19 protein-coding genes are annotated in these 18,337 nt (G+C 51.0%); 6 read left to right on the top strand and 13 right to left on the bottom strand.

Annotation, left to right across the window (positions count from 1 at the left end; genetic code table 11):
• Positions 1–149 precede the first annotated feature (149 nt).
• Complete coding sequence (ezrA, locus tag FD30_RS03230; protein ID WP_056943872.1) at positions 150–1,898, bottom strand: septation ring formation regulator EzrA; 1,749 nt, start codon at positions 1,896–1,898, stop codon at positions 150–152.
• Positions 1,899–2,080: 182 nt separating this feature from the next.
• Between ezrA and FD30_RS03235 the strand changes: the two genes are divergently transcribed.
• Both FD30_RS03235 and rpsD read left to right on the top strand, forming a co-directional pair.
• Positions 2,081–2,548, top strand: coding sequence for a GAF domain-containing protein (locus FD30_RS03235; RefSeq protein ID WP_056943873.1), 468 nt, complete (start codon positions 2,081–2,083; stop codon positions 2,546–2,548).
• Between the two features lie 197 nt (positions 2,549–2,745).
• A complete protein-coding gene (gene rpsD, locus FD30_RS03240) occupies positions 2,746–3,351 on the top strand; it encodes a 30S ribosomal protein S4 (protein WP_056943874.1) in 606 nt (201 codons plus the stop codon).
• Between the two features lie 60 nt (positions 3,352–3,411).
• On the opposite strand, the gene FD30_RS03245 is transcribed toward rpsD, so the two are convergent.
• Positions 3,412–4,068 (bottom strand): DUF1054 family protein, encoded by a 657-nt coding sequence (locus tag FD30_RS03245; protein ID WP_225426486.1) that lies wholly within the window; start codon positions 4,066–4,068, stop codon positions 3,412–3,414.
• 22 nt (positions 4,069–4,090) lie between these two features.
• On the opposite strand from FD30_RS03245, the gene FD30_RS03250 reads away from it, so the two are divergent.
• The 4 genes from FD30_RS03250 to FD30_RS03265 all read left to right on the top strand — a co-directional run bounded on the left by FD30_RS03250 (position 4,091) and on the right by FD30_RS03265 (position 7,519).
• Positions 4,091–4,552, top strand: a complete 462-nt coding sequence (locus FD30_RS03250; protein WP_056943875.1) for a YueI family protein — start codon at positions 4,091–4,093, stop codon at positions 4,550–4,552.
• A 21-nt stretch (positions 4,553–4,573) separates the two neighbouring features.
• On the top strand, positions 4,574–5,857 hold the full coding sequence (locus tag FD30_RS03255) for a replication-associated recombination protein A (protein WP_056943876.1): 1,284 nt from the start codon (positions 4,574–4,576) through the stop codon (positions 5,855–5,857).
• Between the two features lie 797 nt (positions 5,858–6,654).
• Positions 6,655–6,942 (top strand): hypothetical protein, encoded by a 288-nt coding sequence (locus FD30_RS03260; RefSeq protein WP_056943877.1) that lies wholly within the window; start codon positions 6,655–6,657, stop codon positions 6,940–6,942.
• 97 nt (positions 6,943–7,039) lie between these two features.
• Entirely contained in the window at positions 7,040–7,519 is a 480-nt protein-coding gene (locus FD30_RS03265; protein ID WP_024746940.1) for a universal stress protein, read from the top strand.
• A gap of 115 nt (positions 7,520–7,634) precedes the next feature.
• Here the strand turns inward: FD30_RS03265 and FD30_RS03270 are convergent, their stop codons facing one another.
• The 11 genes from FD30_RS03270 to murA form a co-directional block, all read right to left on the bottom strand.
• Positions 7,635–8,486 carry a helix-turn-helix domain-containing protein gene (locus FD30_RS03270; protein ID WP_056943878.1) on the bottom strand — a complete coding sequence of 284 codons (852 nt, stop codon included), beginning with the start codon at positions 8,484–8,486 and terminating at the stop codon, positions 7,635–7,637.
• Positions 8,487–8,815: 329 nt separating this feature from the next.
• A complete protein-coding gene (locus FD30_RS03275; RefSeq protein WP_056943879.1) occupies positions 8,816–10,066 on the bottom strand; it encodes a glycerophosphodiester phosphodiesterase in 1,251 nt (416 codons plus the stop codon).
• 405 nt (positions 10,067–10,471) lie between these two features.
• Complete coding sequence (locus FD30_RS03280; protein ID WP_056943880.1) at positions 10,472–11,614, bottom strand: D-alanine--D-alanine ligase family protein; 1,143 nt, start codon at positions 11,612–11,614, stop codon at positions 10,472–10,474.
• Positions 11,615–11,687: 73 nt separating this feature from the next.
• On the bottom strand, positions 11,688–12,662 hold the full coding sequence (locus FD30_RS03285; RefSeq protein WP_056943881.1) for a DUF2785 domain-containing protein: 975 nt from the start codon (positions 12,660–12,662) through the stop codon (positions 11,688–11,690).
• Positions 12,663–12,692: 30 nt separating this feature from the next.
• Positions 12,693–13,547 (bottom strand): SPFH domain-containing protein, encoded by an 855-nt coding sequence (locus FD30_RS03290; protein WP_056943882.1) that lies wholly within the window; start codon positions 13,545–13,547, stop codon positions 12,693–12,695.
• A gap of 106 nt (positions 13,548–13,653) precedes the next feature.
• Complete coding sequence (locus tag FD30_RS03295; protein ID WP_024746934.1) at positions 13,654–13,956, bottom strand: glycine cleavage system H family protein; 303 nt, start codon at positions 13,954–13,956, stop codon at positions 13,654–13,656.
• Between the two features lie 16 nt (positions 13,957–13,972).
• The gene (locus FD30_RS03300; protein WP_024746933.1) at positions 13,973–15,178 is read right to left on the bottom strand and encodes an FtsW/RodA/SpoVE family cell cycle protein; all 1,206 of its coding nucleotides are present in this window, start codon (positions 15,176–15,178) and stop codon (positions 13,973–13,975) included.
• Between the two features lie 129 nt (positions 15,179–15,307).
• The gene (locus FD30_RS03305) at positions 15,308–15,532 is read right to left on the bottom strand and encodes a DUF2969 domain-containing protein (protein WP_024746932.1); all 225 of its coding nucleotides are present in this window, start codon (positions 15,530–15,532) and stop codon (positions 15,308–15,310) included.
• 12 nt (positions 15,533–15,544) lie between these two features.
• Positions 15,545–15,826, bottom strand: coding sequence for a membrane protein insertion efficiency factor YidD (gene yidD, locus FD30_RS03310; RefSeq protein WP_371862346.1), 282 nt, complete (start codon positions 15,824–15,826; stop codon positions 15,545–15,547).
• A 36-nt stretch (positions 15,827–15,862) separates the two neighbouring features.
• On the bottom strand, positions 15,863–16,867 hold the full coding sequence (mreB, locus tag FD30_RS03315) for a rod shape-determining protein (protein ID WP_024746930.1): 1,005 nt from the start codon (positions 16,865–16,867) through the stop codon (positions 15,863–15,865).
• Between the two features lie 129 nt (positions 16,868–16,996).
• Complete coding sequence (gene murA / locus FD30_RS03320) at positions 16,997–18,310, bottom strand: UDP-N-acetylglucosamine 1-carboxyvinyltransferase (protein ID WP_056943883.1); 1,314 nt, start codon at positions 18,308–18,310, stop codon at positions 16,997–16,999.
• Positions 18,311–18,337: the final 27 nt, after the last annotated feature.

Here is an 18,337-nt window from a genome sequence, read left to right on the forward strand (position 1 = left end):
CTTATCTCTTTTCTATTGGTTCGACTCCGATAGAAATTCTCACCTATTATAAACACAATCCGTCAATCTCACAAGTCCAAGACCCGACTCACGGATTAAAAAATCGGCCTGACCACCCGCTGGGCGTCTTCAGACCGACCGTTCAATCCTTATTTTTTCTTAGTGGTTTCCGCCGCATCCCGTTCCGCTGGTTTCTGACGCCCCTTACGTTCGTAATAGGCATCTTCTAACCGCTTATAGGAACCCGGTTCAACCTTATCCAAGACCGTAGCGATGGTTTCCAAGGCCTGGCCGTACTCGTGTTGCTTTTCAAATAGTTCAGCGGCTTGCTGACTCGCCGCCGCAACGTCTTCGTGACTGGTCTGGTAACGGTTGGCGTATTGAATCAACTGTTCCGCTAACTCAGCGCTGTCCATCAGGTCATTGGTCTTCTCTTCCAACGTGTCTAAGTCCGTTTGGATGATCAAGAGCTGCTTGGTGATCCGCTCCATGTCGATCTGGGGCTGGTCCATGTCAGTCGCCAACTGTTCAACTTCGTCCCGGACCACGAAGAAGTAATCTAGGTAACTCTGGGGAACCCCCGGTAAGTTCAAGTTTTCAATTTGACGCCGTAAACTATGTAGTTTGAAATCAAATTGACGGAGCGTCTCCCGTGCCTGCCGTTCTTCATCGGCTAAGCCCGCAACGCTCTTTAAAATCTGCGCTTGCTGCTCCTCAATCTGGTGCAGATCTTTTTGCTGTTGCTCTTGGTGTCCCAAAACGACCGAATAAGTAGCCGACTTCCCAGTCAGATCCTGTACATCGCGTTGGTAGACCCCATCGATGTTCCGCAACTGCTCATTGAGTTCCCGAGCCGTTTCCAACTCTTGGTGGTCCAAGGTGTAATTTTGACTCAAGCGGTCGAGTTCGTTGAGCAACGTATGGTTTTGATTTTGCGCGTGCGCGATAAACTTAGCCACCCCATCCAGGTTCTTTTCAACGGGACCCTTCGCGTCGATTTCCTTTTGCATGACCGCATAAAGTGCGTCAATGCGCGTTGCAATCCGCTCGTTGATAATCTTGGCATCATCCGGACGCAAAGCCGCCAGGGTCGCCACGTTATCCTTCACCTGGTCCGTGACCTCCTGAATGCTGCCGGGAATATCGTGGTCACTGAACTGAAAATCTTGGGCCTTTAATTGTTGATAACCCGACTGGAGTTCCTTTAGCTGATCCGGATAGATTGCCGTCAAGTCCTTGTATAGGGGTGGAATGGCCGTCAGTAAGTTCTCCAACGCACTGGTATCTTCCTTTAACTGGCTCAAAACATCACTGGCCCGTTCGTGGTCCCCTTCTTGGGTCAATTGGGTAAAGGTATCAAAGTTATCCTCAAGGTGACTCAACTGCTCTTCTAGGCCATCAATACTGGGGCCAAAGGCAAAGTTTTTAGCCAGTAACGTTTTGCGCAACTCTTGATACTTTTGTTCGAGGTCGTGCACAGCCTGCCGGTGCTGCTTATCAATTTCCTGAAGCTCCGCCAACTTGGACTGGACCGTTTGCACTAATTCATCAGTCTGGTCAACCAGCAAGGCCGCCTTCGCCAGATCTTGACGTAGTTGTAACAGGTTCATCCCCCGGGACGCGTTTCGCAACTCGGTCAGCTGTTCATCGATTCGGGGCAACCGATGCTTCGTAATCTCGTCATAGTCGCTTTGCAACGCCTCAAACTGTTCGAGGGACTGTCCCGTCAGGCTTAACTGACCCACTAGGTGCAACTCGTCAGCTAGCGGGATCTTCAATAAAGAAGCCTTCTTTTCCGCCAACGTTGCGACCTGGCGCCGAATTCGTTGCTGATAAGCGAGAATGCCGATATAGACAACAATCGCAATTATGACGATTCCAATTAGCACAACTAACATGATTGACCCCATCCTTCATCCACATTTCAACGTTTAACGAGTTGCAAAACAACTCGGTTCATTTTACAATTTAATCTAATTTCGATTATAGCATAAGTCCCGCATACGCTTCACTAGGTTTCGTGATTCCGTTTGCATTTTCATGAAACCGACGGGCACCCATTTTTAAGGAGGTCACTGATATGACTGCTTCAATCAATCCATTAATTTCCGAACAACTAGACGCACTGCTTCACGGCGAGACTAACCTGGTTGCCAACATGGCAAACGCCTCAGCACTGCTTAAGCAAACGATCGAAGACATTAATTGGGCCGGTTTCTACCTCTATCAACCGGCCACCGATGACCTGATCCTGGGCCCCTTCCAAGGTAACGTGGCCTGCATGCACATCGAAAACAACCGCGGTGTTTGTGGGACCGCACTGGCAACACAACAAGTTCAACGGGTCGCCGACGTCCACCAATTTGCCGGACACATTGCCTGCGATTCTGCTAGCAACGCCGAAATCGTGATCCCGTTGACGACTCAGCAAGGCAAACTCGGGGTGTTAGACATCGACTCCCCATCGACTAACCGTTTTTCAGCCGAAGATCAAGCCGTGCTCGAAGAGTTTGCCCGGGTTTTCGTCGCCCATGTTGACAAAGCCTAGGTCTTCCGGTTATACTAGTCGTCGTGTAAAATAATGCAGCAATGGGCGGTAAGCTCGTCAACAGATCATTGCGTTTTACAGCTCAAGGAGTAACCTGCGGCTGCAAGGGTGAAACTTGCAAAATGACCTGCACGAATACTAAACCCATAAATAGCCTTATTTTACTCCAAATAATATTTATTGGAGGATTTCAATTTATGTCACGTTATACTGGCCCAAGTTGGCGGATTTCACGTCGTTTAGGGGTTTCCCTTTCCGGCACTGGTAAAGAATTAGCACGTCGTCCTTACGCTCCTGGTGACCACGGTCAAGGCCGTCGTCAAAAGCTTTCTGAATACGGGACGCAATTACGCGAAAAGCAAAAGCTGCGGTTCACTTACGGCTTAACTGAACGTCAATTCTACAACCTGTTCAAGCGCGCAGGTAAGATCAAGGAAGGTACCCACGGGACCAACTTCATGATCTTGCTCGAACGTCGGTTGGACAACGTGGTTTACCGTTTAGGTTTGGCAACGACTCGTCGTCAAGCTCGTCAATTGGTTAACCATGGTCACATCACTGTTAATGGCAAGCGTGTGGACATTCCTTCATACGAAGTCGAAGTTGGCCAAGTTGTCAGCGTTCGCGAAAAGTCCAAGGACTTAGCTGTTATCAAGGGTGCCGTTGAAGCCGTTGTGGGTCGTCCACAATACGTTGACTTCGACGCCGACAAGCTGGAAGGTTCTTTGACCCGTTTACCACAACGTGAAGAGCTCGATGCTGAACTCGACGATTCCTTAATCGTTGAATACTACAACCGTTAAGATCAACTTCTTAATCGTTGTTCAAAAAACCTTGCCGTTTGGGCAAGGTTTTTTGCTGTCCTAAATTAATTGCCGGTACAGCGGCAGTAACGCCGCCACGGTCTGTTGAATCATGGTTCGTTGCTGGTCCGGCGTGGTTTCAAAGAAAGCCGTGCCCCGTAAAAAGGTCCGCCCCACCAACCACTCTGCGTGTCGTTGCGTGGCTTGAACTGCCATCAAATCCTGGTAAGTCGCGGCGGTCAACGGCCGTTCCGCTAACTTATCCGTATGATCATCGGCACATTTAAACGTCGCCGGTAACGCCAATACCTGCGTTGCCGGTAACTGATTTAAGTGGTCCCGTCGATCCGTAGCCTCTTCCAAGACATCCAACCAGATATACAGACGGTCCTCCCAGAGGCCAATCTCCAGGTGTGGTAACCGTTTGTACCCCCGTTTTGACGTACTGAACGCCACCCAACTATCCGGCGGCGGATTCTTGGTTCGGCGCCGATGTTGGGCCACGTGGGCGTATAGCGGAACCGGAAACGCCGCCAAAGTGGCCTGCAGGTCGATAACGGTTTGCTCAAACTTAGGGTCCAACCGCTGCCGAATCTTCCCCAATCGCCCCGGCAGAGTTGGGTCTGCAAAAATCTCAAAATCTCGATCTTGATAGATGAAATCACCCCCTACCGTCTTTCCAACGGCATCGTTGATTCCATGGTATACTAATGCCAATACGTTGGAAAGAGGGATTTACATGACTGACAAGAGTCCAATGGAAGAACATTTGCAATCGGCGATGTACGGGACCCCCAAGATCAATCCCGACGAACAGCGCCACTACTTAGGGACCTTTCGTGAACGGGTCTCCTTGACTATGACCATCGCCGAGGTTCGCGACCGTAACAATCTAGAGGCTTTCATCACCGAAATCACGGCCCATCCCGATTACCAGGTCATCTTGAACGGCCACATCGACCAAGCCGACTTAGGCCCGTATATGAAGGTCGCCAGTCAAAATAACGTTCAATTCAGCATTAAACAAGATACGATCTACGGAATCAGTGATAGCGACATTGGGTTGGTCGTCTGCACCAATGCGACGGCCATCAACGTGGCGCCCGTCGCCCTACGTCAGAAGTATCCGACCGAGACGCCTTCCGCAACACCTATCCCCAAGAAAAAGGGGCTCCTAGACCGTCTCTTTCACGACAACTAAGTTTTTGAAAGGAGTTTTACTTTGGCACAACCCTTAGCCTACCGCATGCGTCCTCAACGACTAGAGGACGTTGTTGGGCAACAGGACTTGGTGGGCCCCGGCAAGATCATTCGTCGCATGGTCGCCGCCAAGCTCCTATCATCCATGATTCTCTACGGCCCCCCGGGTACCGGTAAGACCAGCATCGCCAGTGCGATTGCCGGCTCCACCAAGTACGCTTTTCGCAAACTCAACGCGGCCACCGATTCTAAAAAGGACCTCCAAGTGGTCGCCGAAGAAGCGAAAATGAGCGGGACGGTGATCCTGCTCCTAGACGAAATCCACCGGCTGGACAAAACTAAGCAAGATTTTCTACTGCCACACTTGGAAAGTGGCCGCATTGTATTGATTGGCGCGACCACCGAAAATCCCTACCTCAACATCAACCCGGCCATCCGTAGTCGAACCCAGATTTTCGAAGTGCATCCCCTGACCCACGACGACATCGTGACCGCCCTACAACGGGCCATCACTGACCCCGACCGTGGTCTAGGTCAGCTCAACCTCACCGTTGACCCGGAGGCCCTGGCGTTCATGGCCGATGCCACTAACGGCGACCTACGAAGTGCCTTGAACGGACTGGAACTCGCAGCCCAATCCACCCCGCCCACAGCCGGCACTGATCAGATTCAGGTCACGTTGCAGGTAGCCGAGGAATGCTTTCAACGAAAGGCGTTGATGGGCGACAAAGATGGCGACGCCCACTACGACGTGATTTCCGCCTTTCAAAAGTCGATTCGTGGGAGTGACACCGATGCGGCCCTCCATTACATGGCCCAATTGATTGCGGCTGGCGATTTACCCTCCATCTGCCGGCGCCTCATGGTCATCGCCTACGAAGACGTTGGCATGGCGAACTTGCCGGCGGCCGCCCGCACGGTTGCCGCCGTTCAAGCGGCTCAACAGCTGGGGCTTCCCGAGGGACGCATCCCCTTAGCGGATGCCGTCATCGAGCTCTGTCTGTCGCCCAAGTCGAATTCCGGTATCGCCGCCATTGACGCCGCCCTTAGCGACGTTACCAGCGGTCATAGTGGCATCGTCCCGGACCATCTCAAGGACGCCCACTACGCGGGAGCCAAAAAGCTCGGCCACGGAACCACCTACAAGTTCCCCCACGACTTTCCTAACGACTGGGTCGCCCAGCAATACCTCCCCGATACCCTGCGGCACGCGCAATATTACCAACCGAAGCAAAACGGAAAGTTTGAGCAGCGGTTCGCTGAGCAGTACCAACGATTACGCCAAGCCAACTATCACGATAATTGATATTTAAATATTTATATGCTAGACTACAGTTGTTCTAAGGTGTACGCGTTGTCTCACTACAAGTTGCCGATCAAGTAATTTTGAAACGGGATTGCTCAACGTTAAGGAAGATGGCAGGCCTTTTCATTTGGAAGTCAGACGCCTTAACCGGCTTTCCCCCCTGCATTGTCATCGCGGGTCAACATGACTAGACAATTAACGGCACCACTTAGATCTTCTAAAGCCACGTGCTTTAAGGGCCATTCCTCTGAATGGCCCTTTTCTTTTGGGAGTGGGCCAAAGGCGGTTAGTCAGGCAAGCCTTACTGGGCCCCGAATCCATAGTATGTATCACCATACACTTAATGTTACAAATGGTTGACGGCAATTCACACAAACGACCACCGTGACCCTATCCTGTCTAAGATAAATTTTTTAACTAATCATCATCGTCACTAATATGATTAGGAACCGTCCTAATGGCGAATCATGTTCCGCCATGGTTACGCAACTGTAAGCCGTGAGGACGGTCAGACAAGGCTCAGCCGTAAAATTTTCCTTGGTGAGCGTTCTTCAGCTCGCCTAGGAAAAGGCCAAGCTTGGAGACCTGCACTGGGGGCTCCAAGTTGTGCCCACGGCGTTCTAGCCTTGTCTGGCCGTCCGGTAAGGCGGATGACCATCACAACGGTTGGTTTTTACAGAACTAATCTCAGGATATTTCTTTTGGCGATACTAAGCGTGCTCAGCCCCCGTGTTTGACTTAGAACCCGAAAAACCGCATACTTAAGCGTCACTATTTTTAAGGAGGAACTCAGACCCATGGTTATCACCATTCTTATGATTCTTTACACCCTACTCTCATTCGGCATCGGGTGGTACTTCTATAGCCACCGACGCCGACCATTCTTAGTTTTTCATCCGGAAAACACGCCCGCTCTCAGCCACGTTCTCAGCGGCGGCGGAATTGTGCTCATGGTGATTGGCCTCATTTCGGCTGTCGCAACCATTCTAAACAACACCATCTTCATTTCCGTCATTCTACTGGTTGGTGTCATCGCCATTATTAGCATCCAGTTAATCCTAGTGCATTGGTTCCCTAAGGGGTAACCGGTTCCAAATTTTCACCTAATTTCTGCCATTTTACTTTTTATTTCAGTGTAAATAACGTATCATGAAAGTATCAAGTAATGAGAGGTGAATAATTATGTTACAACAATACAAGCACATTTTAGTTCCCGTTGACGGTTCCTACGAAGCCGAATTAGCCTTCAAGAAAGCCGTAGCGGTCGCTAAACGTAACGATGCTGATTTACATCTCGTTCACGTTGTCGATACCCGCGCTTTTCAGAACATCTCGAGCTTCGACACCAGTATGGTGGAACAAGTGACCGAGACGGCTAAGAAGACCCTCGATAAGTACGTTGCCGATGCCAAGGCCGATGGCTTAGATAAGATCGATTACGCCATCGAATACGGGGCACCTAAGACTATCATCGCTCGGGACGTCCCACGGGATAACGATACCGACTTGATCATGATTGGGGCTACCGGGTTGAACGCGGTTGAACGGCTCTTAATCGGATCCGTGACCGAATACGTTACTCGGACGGCTGTTTGCGACGTGATCGTGGTACGGACTGACTTGCAAAACAAGCCCGCTAAGGCGACCCGCCCTGAAAATTAACCAGCTATTATTCCATCAAGTCACACTGCTTCGGCGGTGTGGCTTTTTTTGACGCCACTAAAATAAGCCGCTGACCCCGTAACGGATCAACGACTCCCTTAAAAGCTGGCTCAATTTATTCAACTAAGGCCTGTTGATGGGCCAAACGCTGTTGTAACGCCACGTTGTGGGTCACCAGCGCCAAGGTCTTGGCAATCGTAAAGTTCCGTCTAGCCGCCGGCGTTGCTAACAAGGCTGTCTCCGCCTCACCCTTTAATTCATACAAAACATCGATTAAGTACAGGGACGCCTGTTGCTTGACCACCCGAAGTGCCGCCTCAGCGTTCTCATTGACCAATTGCGGTTGCTCCAGCTTTAAGTAGAGTTGCGCAATCTGGTAACGGGCCCAAATCAATCGACAAAATTCTTCCTTCTCATGCCACTCATAGTTCTCGAGGTAAGTCATCGCTTCTCGCAAATAATAATGGGCCTTCTCGTACTCGTTCCGGTCTAAGTAGGCCGCCGCCATCCCCACATTTCCAACGATGGCATAGAGGTCCCAAGGCATCCGGTAAGAACGGTGTAATAAGAGGTTAAAATGAAAAATAGCTTCCCCCGAACGATGATGGGCCCGTAATTCTACAAATCCCCGGTAGTAATGGTAGCGTTCTCGGTCGAAAGCATTTTGAACGCTGCCCATATCCAGTTGATCGATCAACTGACTGGCATGGTCATAGTCATCGGCACGGACGGCTAAGGAGATCCGGTCGAATTGTTCATCCAGACTACTCCCTACGCCCGCTAAGATATCATCCAATGACACGTTCAACCGTCGACAAATCTGGAGAATGATCTTAATACTAGGTACCTTGTTTCGCTTCTCCATCAAACTAACCGTTGCTTGCGTACAAATCCCACTGGCCAACTCCTGTTGCGACAAATTTTTCTGCTTACGATATTGCTTTACCTTATCCCCTAATAAGCGCATCTAATTTCTCCCTTGTCGATAAGCCTCTGCTTTTCTATCACTCATTGATAAAATCCGAACGATTGAGAACCAGGCTGGCGATTGGTGACCACCCATCATCCCCCTTTTTCTCGAATAGTTCTCCCCAAGCCGGTTCGTTATTTTATCTTTAAATATAATAATAAGTGATTTAACGGGAAACACAAGTAATAAACTGCTAGATTAAGGAACTCTAATCTGTCTATACCATTTTTTCATTTAGCTGTTAGTAAAGTCACCGTTACGAAACTATTTTTACATAACCTTTACAATTGTTCGTCCTTAACCCATTTAGCTACTTATCCATTAACTTATATGTAACTAAGGGTAAAGTTCCACAAGATTGCCCAATAGGCCTGCTGAGGGCGTTGCCGCACTACTCTGCGCAATTCGGCTAACTCATTCGTGATCTGGCCATCCGCCCCCAACGCCCAAAGGGTGGTCATGGCAAGCGGCTGGTCCGGGGTCCATAAATAGGCCGTCGCGTGTTGCTGGTGGGCCGCCAAGATGAACTGATCACTCACCGATAATCGCTGAAACGAGTAGAAGTCCGCGGGCACGGAGCGTGGATCGACCCAGTTGAAGGGCGTAATGTACCCCGTCCGCAACTGCGGGCACCGCTGGCGCAAAGTCGCGACCACTCGATAGTCCAGCGAATGTACTGCTGAGCCATCGCGACGCAGGCGCTTCCCGTACTGGCGGGCAAACCGCGCTGCCATTCCCGGTGAATCCTGCGGCGTGGTCTTCAGTTCCACTAGTAGCGGCTGGTGAAGATCCTCCGCCACCTTCAAGTACCGTTGCCAACTGACTAGTCGACCCGTCTGCCCCTGTTCATGGAGGGGTAAACCCACTAAAGCACGCAACGGCCGCTGGGCCGGCCGGACATCCCGGCCAGTCAGCGCTTGTAACGATTCATCGTGTAACACGACCCACTGGTGGTCTTGGGTCTCATGCAGGTCCATTTCCACGTACTGCGGGTGTTCGGCATGAACAGCCCGTAGCGCCCCTAGCGTGTTCTGTACCCCGCGATGATGATCGACGCCCCGGTGACTGATCAGGGTCGTGGCTCCCAACCGCGGGCTGGTCATGGTCTGCATCACAACGGCACCGCTAACGACCAGCCAGACCACCCCCAAGCTTAACGTCCACCAGCGATAATGGTTATCTTTCTTGATCGACGCGGCTAACTTCGGCTGGCCCACCCAACTCCAAGCCAGAGTCGTGCTGCCCAAGAGACTAGCGACGGTGAAGCCCAGTAAAATGAGCAATAAGGAGCCAGCCGTCACCCAACGAATTGTTAGTAACGTTGCCCGCTGATCCAGCCAATAATTACCCCAGATGATGCCCCCGCTCATCAGGAGCCACACCGCTAATAGGCCTACCTGAACACCCACGGCGGCTAACATTTGTAAGGGCGTTCCCCGTCGATTACGGGGGGTTATTCGCAAGTGCTGCGGTCCCCAGAGCAGTCCCCACCCCAAGATGCCCAGATAAATCAACGCCGCGACCACCAGAAACGGTCGCCGGTTCAACGTAACCCAGTTCACCACGTGAGCGTCCATGGGTAACCGGACCCAAAAACGGCTGCTTAATCCCCAGAGCCCCCATGGCAATGCTAAAATACCACCGCCAATGACCAGCCCTGTCCAGGCCCGCCAGTGTCGCCTAGGCCGCCACGCGACGCTTAACTCCGGACACCAAGCTTGTAACAGACACCACCATTGCCGACCGGCCCAGATTAGCGTAAATAGGCTTAAAACGACTGTGAGTGGCTGCCACCCTGGAAAACGACCCAACCACCGCAAACTACCTAACGCGCCCACAAGGAGTAGCCAGCCCCCTAAAACGCGAGGGGTTCGCCAACCCCAGAACCACGCGCGTTTCAATTCTGTGAATCCCGTGCTCATTCGCTACTCGCCTCCATGAAAAAAGCCGCTGGGAAAATCCCACCGGCTTTCGTTGATTGCTTACTTTTGCTTAGGTTGATAAGTTGAAGCGGCGGAATTATCACTCAACGGAATAAAGTCATAAGCTAATTGATCCTGACGGTTAAACTCAGCAATCGCTAAGTCGATTAACCGGTCAATCAGATCCGCATAACTGATGCCTGAGGCTTCCCATAGTTGTGGGTACAGACTGATGTTGGTAAAGCCTGGCAAGGTGTTCACCTCACCCACGTACGGCACGCCGTCCTTAGAAACTAAGTAATCGATTCGCGCCATCCCCGTTAAGCCCAGGGCAGCATAGGTCTTGAGTCCCATGTCCGTGATCTCTTGCGTGAGCTGATCATCCAACTTGACGGGTACTTCGAACGTCACCCCGCTGGCGTCAACGAACTTATTGTTATAGTCGTAGAAGACATCCTGCTTAGGAACCCGAATTGCTCCCAACTTGGAAGCTTGGGGCTGTTCGTTCCCCAGAATAGAAATTTCCACTTCTTCTGGGCCGGCAATCGTCTCTTCAACCAAGACCTTGTAGTCGTACCGGAAGGCATCTGCCATGCCATCGATGTACTCCTGTTGGTTGGTCGCCATATGAATCCCAATGGAGGAACCTTGGTTAGCTGGCTTAATGAAGACGTCCGTCCCCAGCTCGGCTTGGACCGTGGTGTAATCGTAGTGGTCCCGGTTAGCCGGCGTCACCACCACGTACTTGGTGTTCCGGATACCGTTCGCCGTCAAGACCTGCTTTGTCCGATCCTTATCGAAGGCCGTCGCTGATGCCAAGACGCCACTCCCCACATAAGGCTTTTTCAATAAGCGGAAAAGCCCCTGGATCGTACCGTCTTCACCCAGATTACCGTGAATAATCGGGAAGAAAACATCAATATCCTTCGCTTGGGATAGGTTCCAAATGGGTGCCAATGGATTAGAAGCATCTACCTTCGCTTGTTCCTCTGCCGCTACCGTCCCCTCATCTTCACCATTGAAGACTCGGCGGGAAGCCGCGTCACTTAACACGAACCCATCGCGGGTCAATAAGAACAGACTCACATCATAATGGGTCTTATCCATCGCATCGTAAATGTTGTGTGCGGAACGCTTGGAAACATCGTGTTCCGAGGAATTGCCACCGAATAGTAAACCTACGTGTAACTTATTTTTTTCCATGATGTCACTCATCCTATCGTATAGTTTTCGGTTAGCCTTCAGTATACCATTTCTGATAAAATCTGCCTACAAACTACGCCAAAAAATCAATGGCTGCGGATAAATACGTTCGAATCTGGGGAGCTAAATCCCGGTGGAGCTGCAAGGCATCCAGTAAACGCTGCCGATTGTAGTAGCGATTCCAGCCCGCCGACGTTTCCGTCGACCGCCGCTGTAAGGCAACCTGACGCCGCCACTGCTTCAAGGCCGCCACACACGCGTCCGTGTACAGTGGATGGCGGTTGGTCAATGACACTAGATAATTGCTCATCCGGGTAGTCTCACCATAAATCAACGGTGTCGCTAACCGTTTAAACCGCTCAATAAACGTCATCATCAAGAAGAGTTTATCAGCCCGGGGAATCACCGTATTATCGTTCAAAGCTGTCACTAAAGCGGTCACCGACGTGAAAGCGTGAGCCCATCCCTGACCGTTGATGAACCCCCGCGTATCGGTCTCCAAACACAGGTACGTCGCAATCTGAATCACCACCCGATCATAGTCAATCTGGAATAATTGGGGATGGCCCTGACCGTAGTGCAGTACCGTGGCTAAAAAGGACGTGGTCGTTGACCGACCAAAAACGGCTTGGTTAGCGGGTTCTAAGATGTGCGCGAACAGCCGGTGGTCGGCTAATAGTTGCTCAGTCAACCACTGGAGCTGCTCCGAGGTAAACGTATCAGCTTCCAGTGCATCATACAGCGTAAAATGAACGCCCGTATAGCGGACCCGCGGGTCGACCGAGCGCAGGTGATCCAACAGCTGGCTTAGTTCTGCCAGTGAGACCGTTGCCGGTTGGTCAGCCGCTAACCGTTGATGAATCTGGTCTAAGAGCTCTTCGATACCATCTTGATCATCCGGAAAGTCAATGGCGGTACGGCGGTGCCGCTGTAGACCATCCATCAGTTGCCCCAGGCGATCCCCCAACGATTGGTAGACCTCCCCGTGACGCAGCTGATCATTGAGCGCCCGTAAATTTGCTTGTAACGTCCTTATCTGTTCGTCCATCAAAATCCTCCAGACCAAACCTCGTGATCCTTAATCGTCAACTTTTCCCGTATTGATTACGGGTTGGGAACCCCGTTCATTAATGATTGAGACCATCATGTTATTAATCAATTGCAATTTCTGATTATCGGTCAGTTCCAAATTGGTTTCCGCCGATAACCGGCTAATGGCACCTTCAGTGATCGAGACGGCCCCTTCCACGATGATTTTACGGGCCGACAGGATTGCTTGTGACTGCTGACGCTGTAACATTGCCGAAGCAATTTCAGTCGCATAGGCCAGGTGCGTCAGCCGAGTCTCAACCACTTCGACCCCCGCGACATCCAACCGCTCCTGAAGTTCTTCCGTTAAATGGTTAGACACTTCCGTGGGATTACTCCGTAGCGTCAACGCTTGATGGTCGCCAAAATTATCGTAAGCGTATTCGGACGCAACGTGGCGAATAGCCGATTCGCTTTGAATCTCCACGAACTGTTCGTAGTCTTCGACGGCGAACAAGGCCTTACTGGTATCCACCACCTTGAAGACGATCACGGCGGCAATCTCCACCGGATTTCCTTGTAGGTCGTTGACCTTCAAGATAGCACTGTTAAAGTTACGAACCCGCAACGAAACCGTTGCCTTATTGGTCAACGGAATCGTCAAGTACAGGCCGGCTTCCCGAATCGTTCCGACGTAACGTCCAAAGAACGTTAAGACTTTCGATTGGTTGGGCCCAACGATAGTCAAGCTGCTGGCACCCAATAATCCCACGATAATTAAGAGGGTTCCTAAAATCGCCATGCCCATTCCCTGGAACACCAGTAAGCCACCCCCTGCCAGTAGCACCAGGACTAGCAACAAGCCTAGGTAGCCGTTAATGTGAAACACGTTTTTTTCCGTCATATCGCCCACTCCATTTCTATCACGATACCTCTATTATACCCGACAACCCCTGAAACCACTAAAAAACCGGCTAATCTCCGTAGAGAATAACCGGTTTTTCAATGACTTAGTCTTCTTGAACGTCAACAAACCAAGCAGCATCAGTGTCACTGCCGTTTAACGCGTCAAAGCTATCAGCCAAGGCTGGGTTAACAGCCGTTACTTTACCCGTAACAGGACTTGGAATATCAGAGACCGCCTTGTCAGCTTCCACGCTCAAAAGGTTCTCGCCCTTCTTCACTTGGTCCCCAACGGCCGGCAACTTAGCGAACTTAACCGTTCCCAATTCGTCTTGGCCCTCAGTGGTCAACCCAATCCGCGTACCATCGTTTGTAGCCTTCGTCCAGAAATACTTAACCATTTCACTCATGATTTCATAATCTCCTTTATTTGAATGACTCGTTACGACTAAACATGTAACTCTTATAATGATACCGCATTGACATGATTAGTCCAATCCCAATCAGATTTCCAATTAGGGCCGACCCCCCTTGACTCACGAAGGGCAACGGAATCCCCGTTAGTGGCAAAAGTCCGATACTCATCCCAATGTTTTCGAAAACGTGGAAGAGAATCATCATAATAACCCCGGTTGAGATGTACGCGTAGAAGACGTTCTTGGTATCGAACGTGACCCGAATCATTTGGTAAATCAATAAGAAGTAAAGGAAAATCAGCACACAACCGCCAATGAACCCAAAGTTCTCCCCAATGACTGAGAAAATCATATCGGATTCACGCACCGGCACGTAGACGTGAGAAACGTTGAAACCCGTCCCGAAGATGCCACCGGAACCAACAGCTTTCATACTCTGCCAGAGTTGATACCCCTGGTTGGACGTATCAGCGGACGGATGGAGCCACGTATCGACCCGAGCGAATTGGTAAGCCTGAAAACCGACCTTTTCCAAGATCTTCCGGCCCATGGTCGTCGTTACTAGGGCGAGCACCCCACTACCGCCGACCCCTAAGGCAATCATCGCTGGTGCCAGGATCTTCCAAGTAATCCCCGAAACTAAGATGACACCCCCCGCAATCGCGAAGAACACCAACATGGTCCCAAAGTCGTTTTGCATCTTCAAAGCGACGGCGACCGGTAACGTCCACAAAATGATCTTACCGATTAACCGGAAATCCGAGTTAACCGTATGAAACGGAAAATTATTATTATGATCCGCCACAACTCGCGCCAGCATCAGGATAAACGCCGGCTTCATGACTTCGGAGGGTTGGAAGGTCAACGGTCCAATCGCAAACCAACTCTTGGCCCCCGTACTAGCATAGTAGGACCGACTGTAGAAGACCCACACGGAGAACAGGAGAAACAGCCCAATCCCGTAGAGCAACGGGGCCACCTTCCACAGCTGTTCCGAGTCAAATTGCATAATGATCACGATCGCAATCGTCCCAATGATGTACCATACCAGTTGGGAAACCACGGCGGATGTAATACTCGTTGCACTAGAATCATGCGTCGCCGCAACGTAAATCGACGCGAGACCAATCAAGGCCAACATTAAGACACAGAAGATGATTCCCCAGTCAATTCGCGAGTCGGTCTCATCTGGTTGTCTGGTCGCATTCTTTGCCACAATCGATTTCTCCTTAATCCTAAAAATTGTCTCGTTGAGCTGGTAAGCTCTGCCGAGTACTCAATAAGTCTATTATAAAGGCCGAAGGGAACAGGTCTGTTCCGCTCCGGCCAATTTTACCAAAAATTATTAACCCTGGTGCAGATGGTAATCCCGCAACAGTAATTCGACCCCTTCGTCAATGGTCTTGACGCGGTAGACATCCCCGTCCGTTAGTTGGGCTTCAAACCGATCTTCTACTGGCTTGACCGTTCCAATCGTGTCATCCCCGATTTTAAGAGCAGACACCGTGGTGCCGTCAGATTGTTTTTGTTCGTCCACCGTCACTTGGACAGATTTTTCTCGTTTACTCATGCCAACGCTCCTTCATTTAGTTGTGGATTGCTTGTCATCCAGTTGCATTGCTTGTCGATAGGCCTTTTCAGCCACCACGTTGCGCCGCAAGGTGAAGTGATCCGGAACGGGATCGACCCCACCGTGAACAAAGGGGTGGCACCGTAAGATACGTGCTAACCCCATCAGGCCACCTTTTAAGGCACCATGCTTCGCCAGTGCCTGCAACATATAAGTTGAACAGGTCGGATAATAGCGACAGGTCGGCGGAAAGAGTGGTGAAATCCACCGCTGATATCCGCGAACCATCATCATTAAGAATCGACGCACACGGCCACCCCCTTGGCTCACCTAGTTGTTTTGCTTAGCGACTTTCGTGTTCATGTGTTCCAATAAGACGCCGGCTCCCTTAGCCACGTTATCCAAAGGATCCTCGGAAATAATGACGGGAACCGTCAACCGTTCGGAGAAGAGCTTGTCGATACCATCCAACAACGCTCCGCCACCGGTCAACATGATTCCCCGGTCGATAATGTCCGCTGCCAATTCTGGTGGCGTAGTTTCCAAGACCGCCATGGCCGCTGAAACGATCTGTTCCACCGAATCATGGATGGCTTCTTCAACTTCTGCCGCCGTAATGGTTTCTTCCGTTGGCATCCCCGAAACGGAGTCCCGGCCCCGAACAGCCATGGTCTTCTTCTCGTTATCAGGTTCTGGATAGGCCGTTCCGATCTTAATCTTAATGGTTTCGGCCGTCCGTTCCCCCACGATAAGATTGTGCTTGTGTTTGAGGTAGTTGACGATTTCACTGTTCATCCGGTCACCGGCCACGCGAATGGACTGGCTCGCAACAATATCACCCAAGGACAGGATGGCAATGTCACTGGTTCCCCCACCCATGTCGATCACCATGTTACCACTAGGCTTGAAGATGTCCATCCCCGCGCCCAAGGCCGCAACTTTAGGTTCTTCTTCCAGATAAACCTTCGCTCCACCGGACTTTTCGGCTGCTTGAATAATCGCCTTCCGTTCGATTTCCGTAATATTCGTTGGCGCACAAATCATGATGTTAGGCTTGGATAAGAAACCCTTCACACTTAATTTGTTGATAAAGTAGGAGAGCATGGCTTCGGTAATATCAAAGTCGGAAATAACGCCGTCCTTAAGGGGCCGAATCGCGCGAATGTTGCCGGGAGTCCGACCAACCATCCGGTATGCTTCGGAACCCACCGCTAACACTTTATCGGTCTTCGTATCAATCGCAACCACTGATGGTTCGTTCAATACGATACCCTTACCGACTACGTAAATTAAAACATTCGCAGTCCCCAAATCAATCCCAATGTCTTTCGCCATACTTTTGAATCCTCCTGATTTTAGATGCCAATTTTCAACGTTTCATTATACCACAATCCACGTAAACTCTAAATGGTTTGCTAAACCAAATAAAAAGGTGGCTTGATGCCACCCCTTTAGGTTTCAACGTTAGACTTCGTTATCGACCCGGGCATTCTTCAACACCACGGCGTCATTATCCGGAACCGAGATCCGCTTGATCTCTGCCCCCAGTGCTGCGAGTTTCTTATGGAAATCGTAGTACCCTCGGTCTAAGTACTTTAAATTCGTGACTTGCGTGTAGCCATCTGCGACCAGCCCAGCCAAAACTAGCGCCGCGGCAGCCCGTAGATCCGTTGCTGCGACCTCGGCCCCGTTAAAGTCGGTCGGCCCATGCATGACCACCGTCTGACCATTGATCTGGAATTGGGCATTCATCCGCCGCAATTCCTCCAGATGCATAAACCGATTCTCGAAGACGGTCTCGGTCATGGTACTGGTCCCCTTAGCGGCCAGCTGTAAAATCGTCATCTGCGGCTGCATATCCGTAGGGAAACCGGGATACGGCAAGGTCTTAACGTCCGTTGGTGCGAGTTCATCGGGTCCGATAACCCGAACTCCCGCTGGCTCATCCATGACCTGCGCACCCATTTCTTGCAACTTGGAGATCAAAGGCTTGTTATGTTCAACAATCCCGTCCTTGATCAACACGTTTCCACGGGTCAACGCAGCAGCTACCATGAAGGTCCCCGCCTCGATGCGGTCTTGAACCACACTGTGGTCCGTCCCGTGCATCGCAGCAACCCCATCGATACGCAACGTTTCCGTACCCGCACCGCGAACATGCGCACCCATCTTATTCAAGACGTTAGCCAAGTCTACGATTTCTGGTTCCCGGGCGACGTTATCGATCACCGTGGTCCCTTGCGCCAGGCAGGCCGCCATCATGATGTTCTGGGTCGCCCCAACGCTAGGGAAGTCCAAGTAGATGTGCGCACCGGTCAGGTGGTCGGCAAACGCTTCAACGAACCCATCATGCTGTTCGATCCGCGCACCTAGGGCTTCTAAACCCTTCAGATGAAGGTCAATCGGTCGTGTCCCAATGGCACAACCCCCTGGTAAGGCGACCCGGGCATGCCCTAACCGCGCCAGTAAGGGACCCATCACCACGATCGAAGCACGCATCTTCGACACGTACTCAAACGGCGCCTCACTCGAAAGCTGCTTGGTCGCGTCAATCGTAATCGCACGCTTGGCCTCATCAAAGTCGACCCGCAGGTTCAAGAACCGCAGAACTTTGTTCATTGTATAAACGTCAGATAGAACCGGAACATTTGTTAAATGCGTGATCCCTTCACTCGCCAGAATTGATGCCGCTAAAATTGGTAAAACGGCATTCTTGGCGCCTTCGATTTGGACCTCACCCGTTAAACGGTTCCCACCATGAACAACGATTTTTTCCATGGGATACCTCCAAAAATATTTTATACG

It is taken from the genome of Levilactobacillus namurensis DSM 19117, assembly GCF_001434785.1.
Taxonomy (GTDB): domain Bacteria; phylum Bacillota; class Bacilli; order Lactobacillales; family Lactobacillaceae; genus Levilactobacillus; species Levilactobacillus namurensis.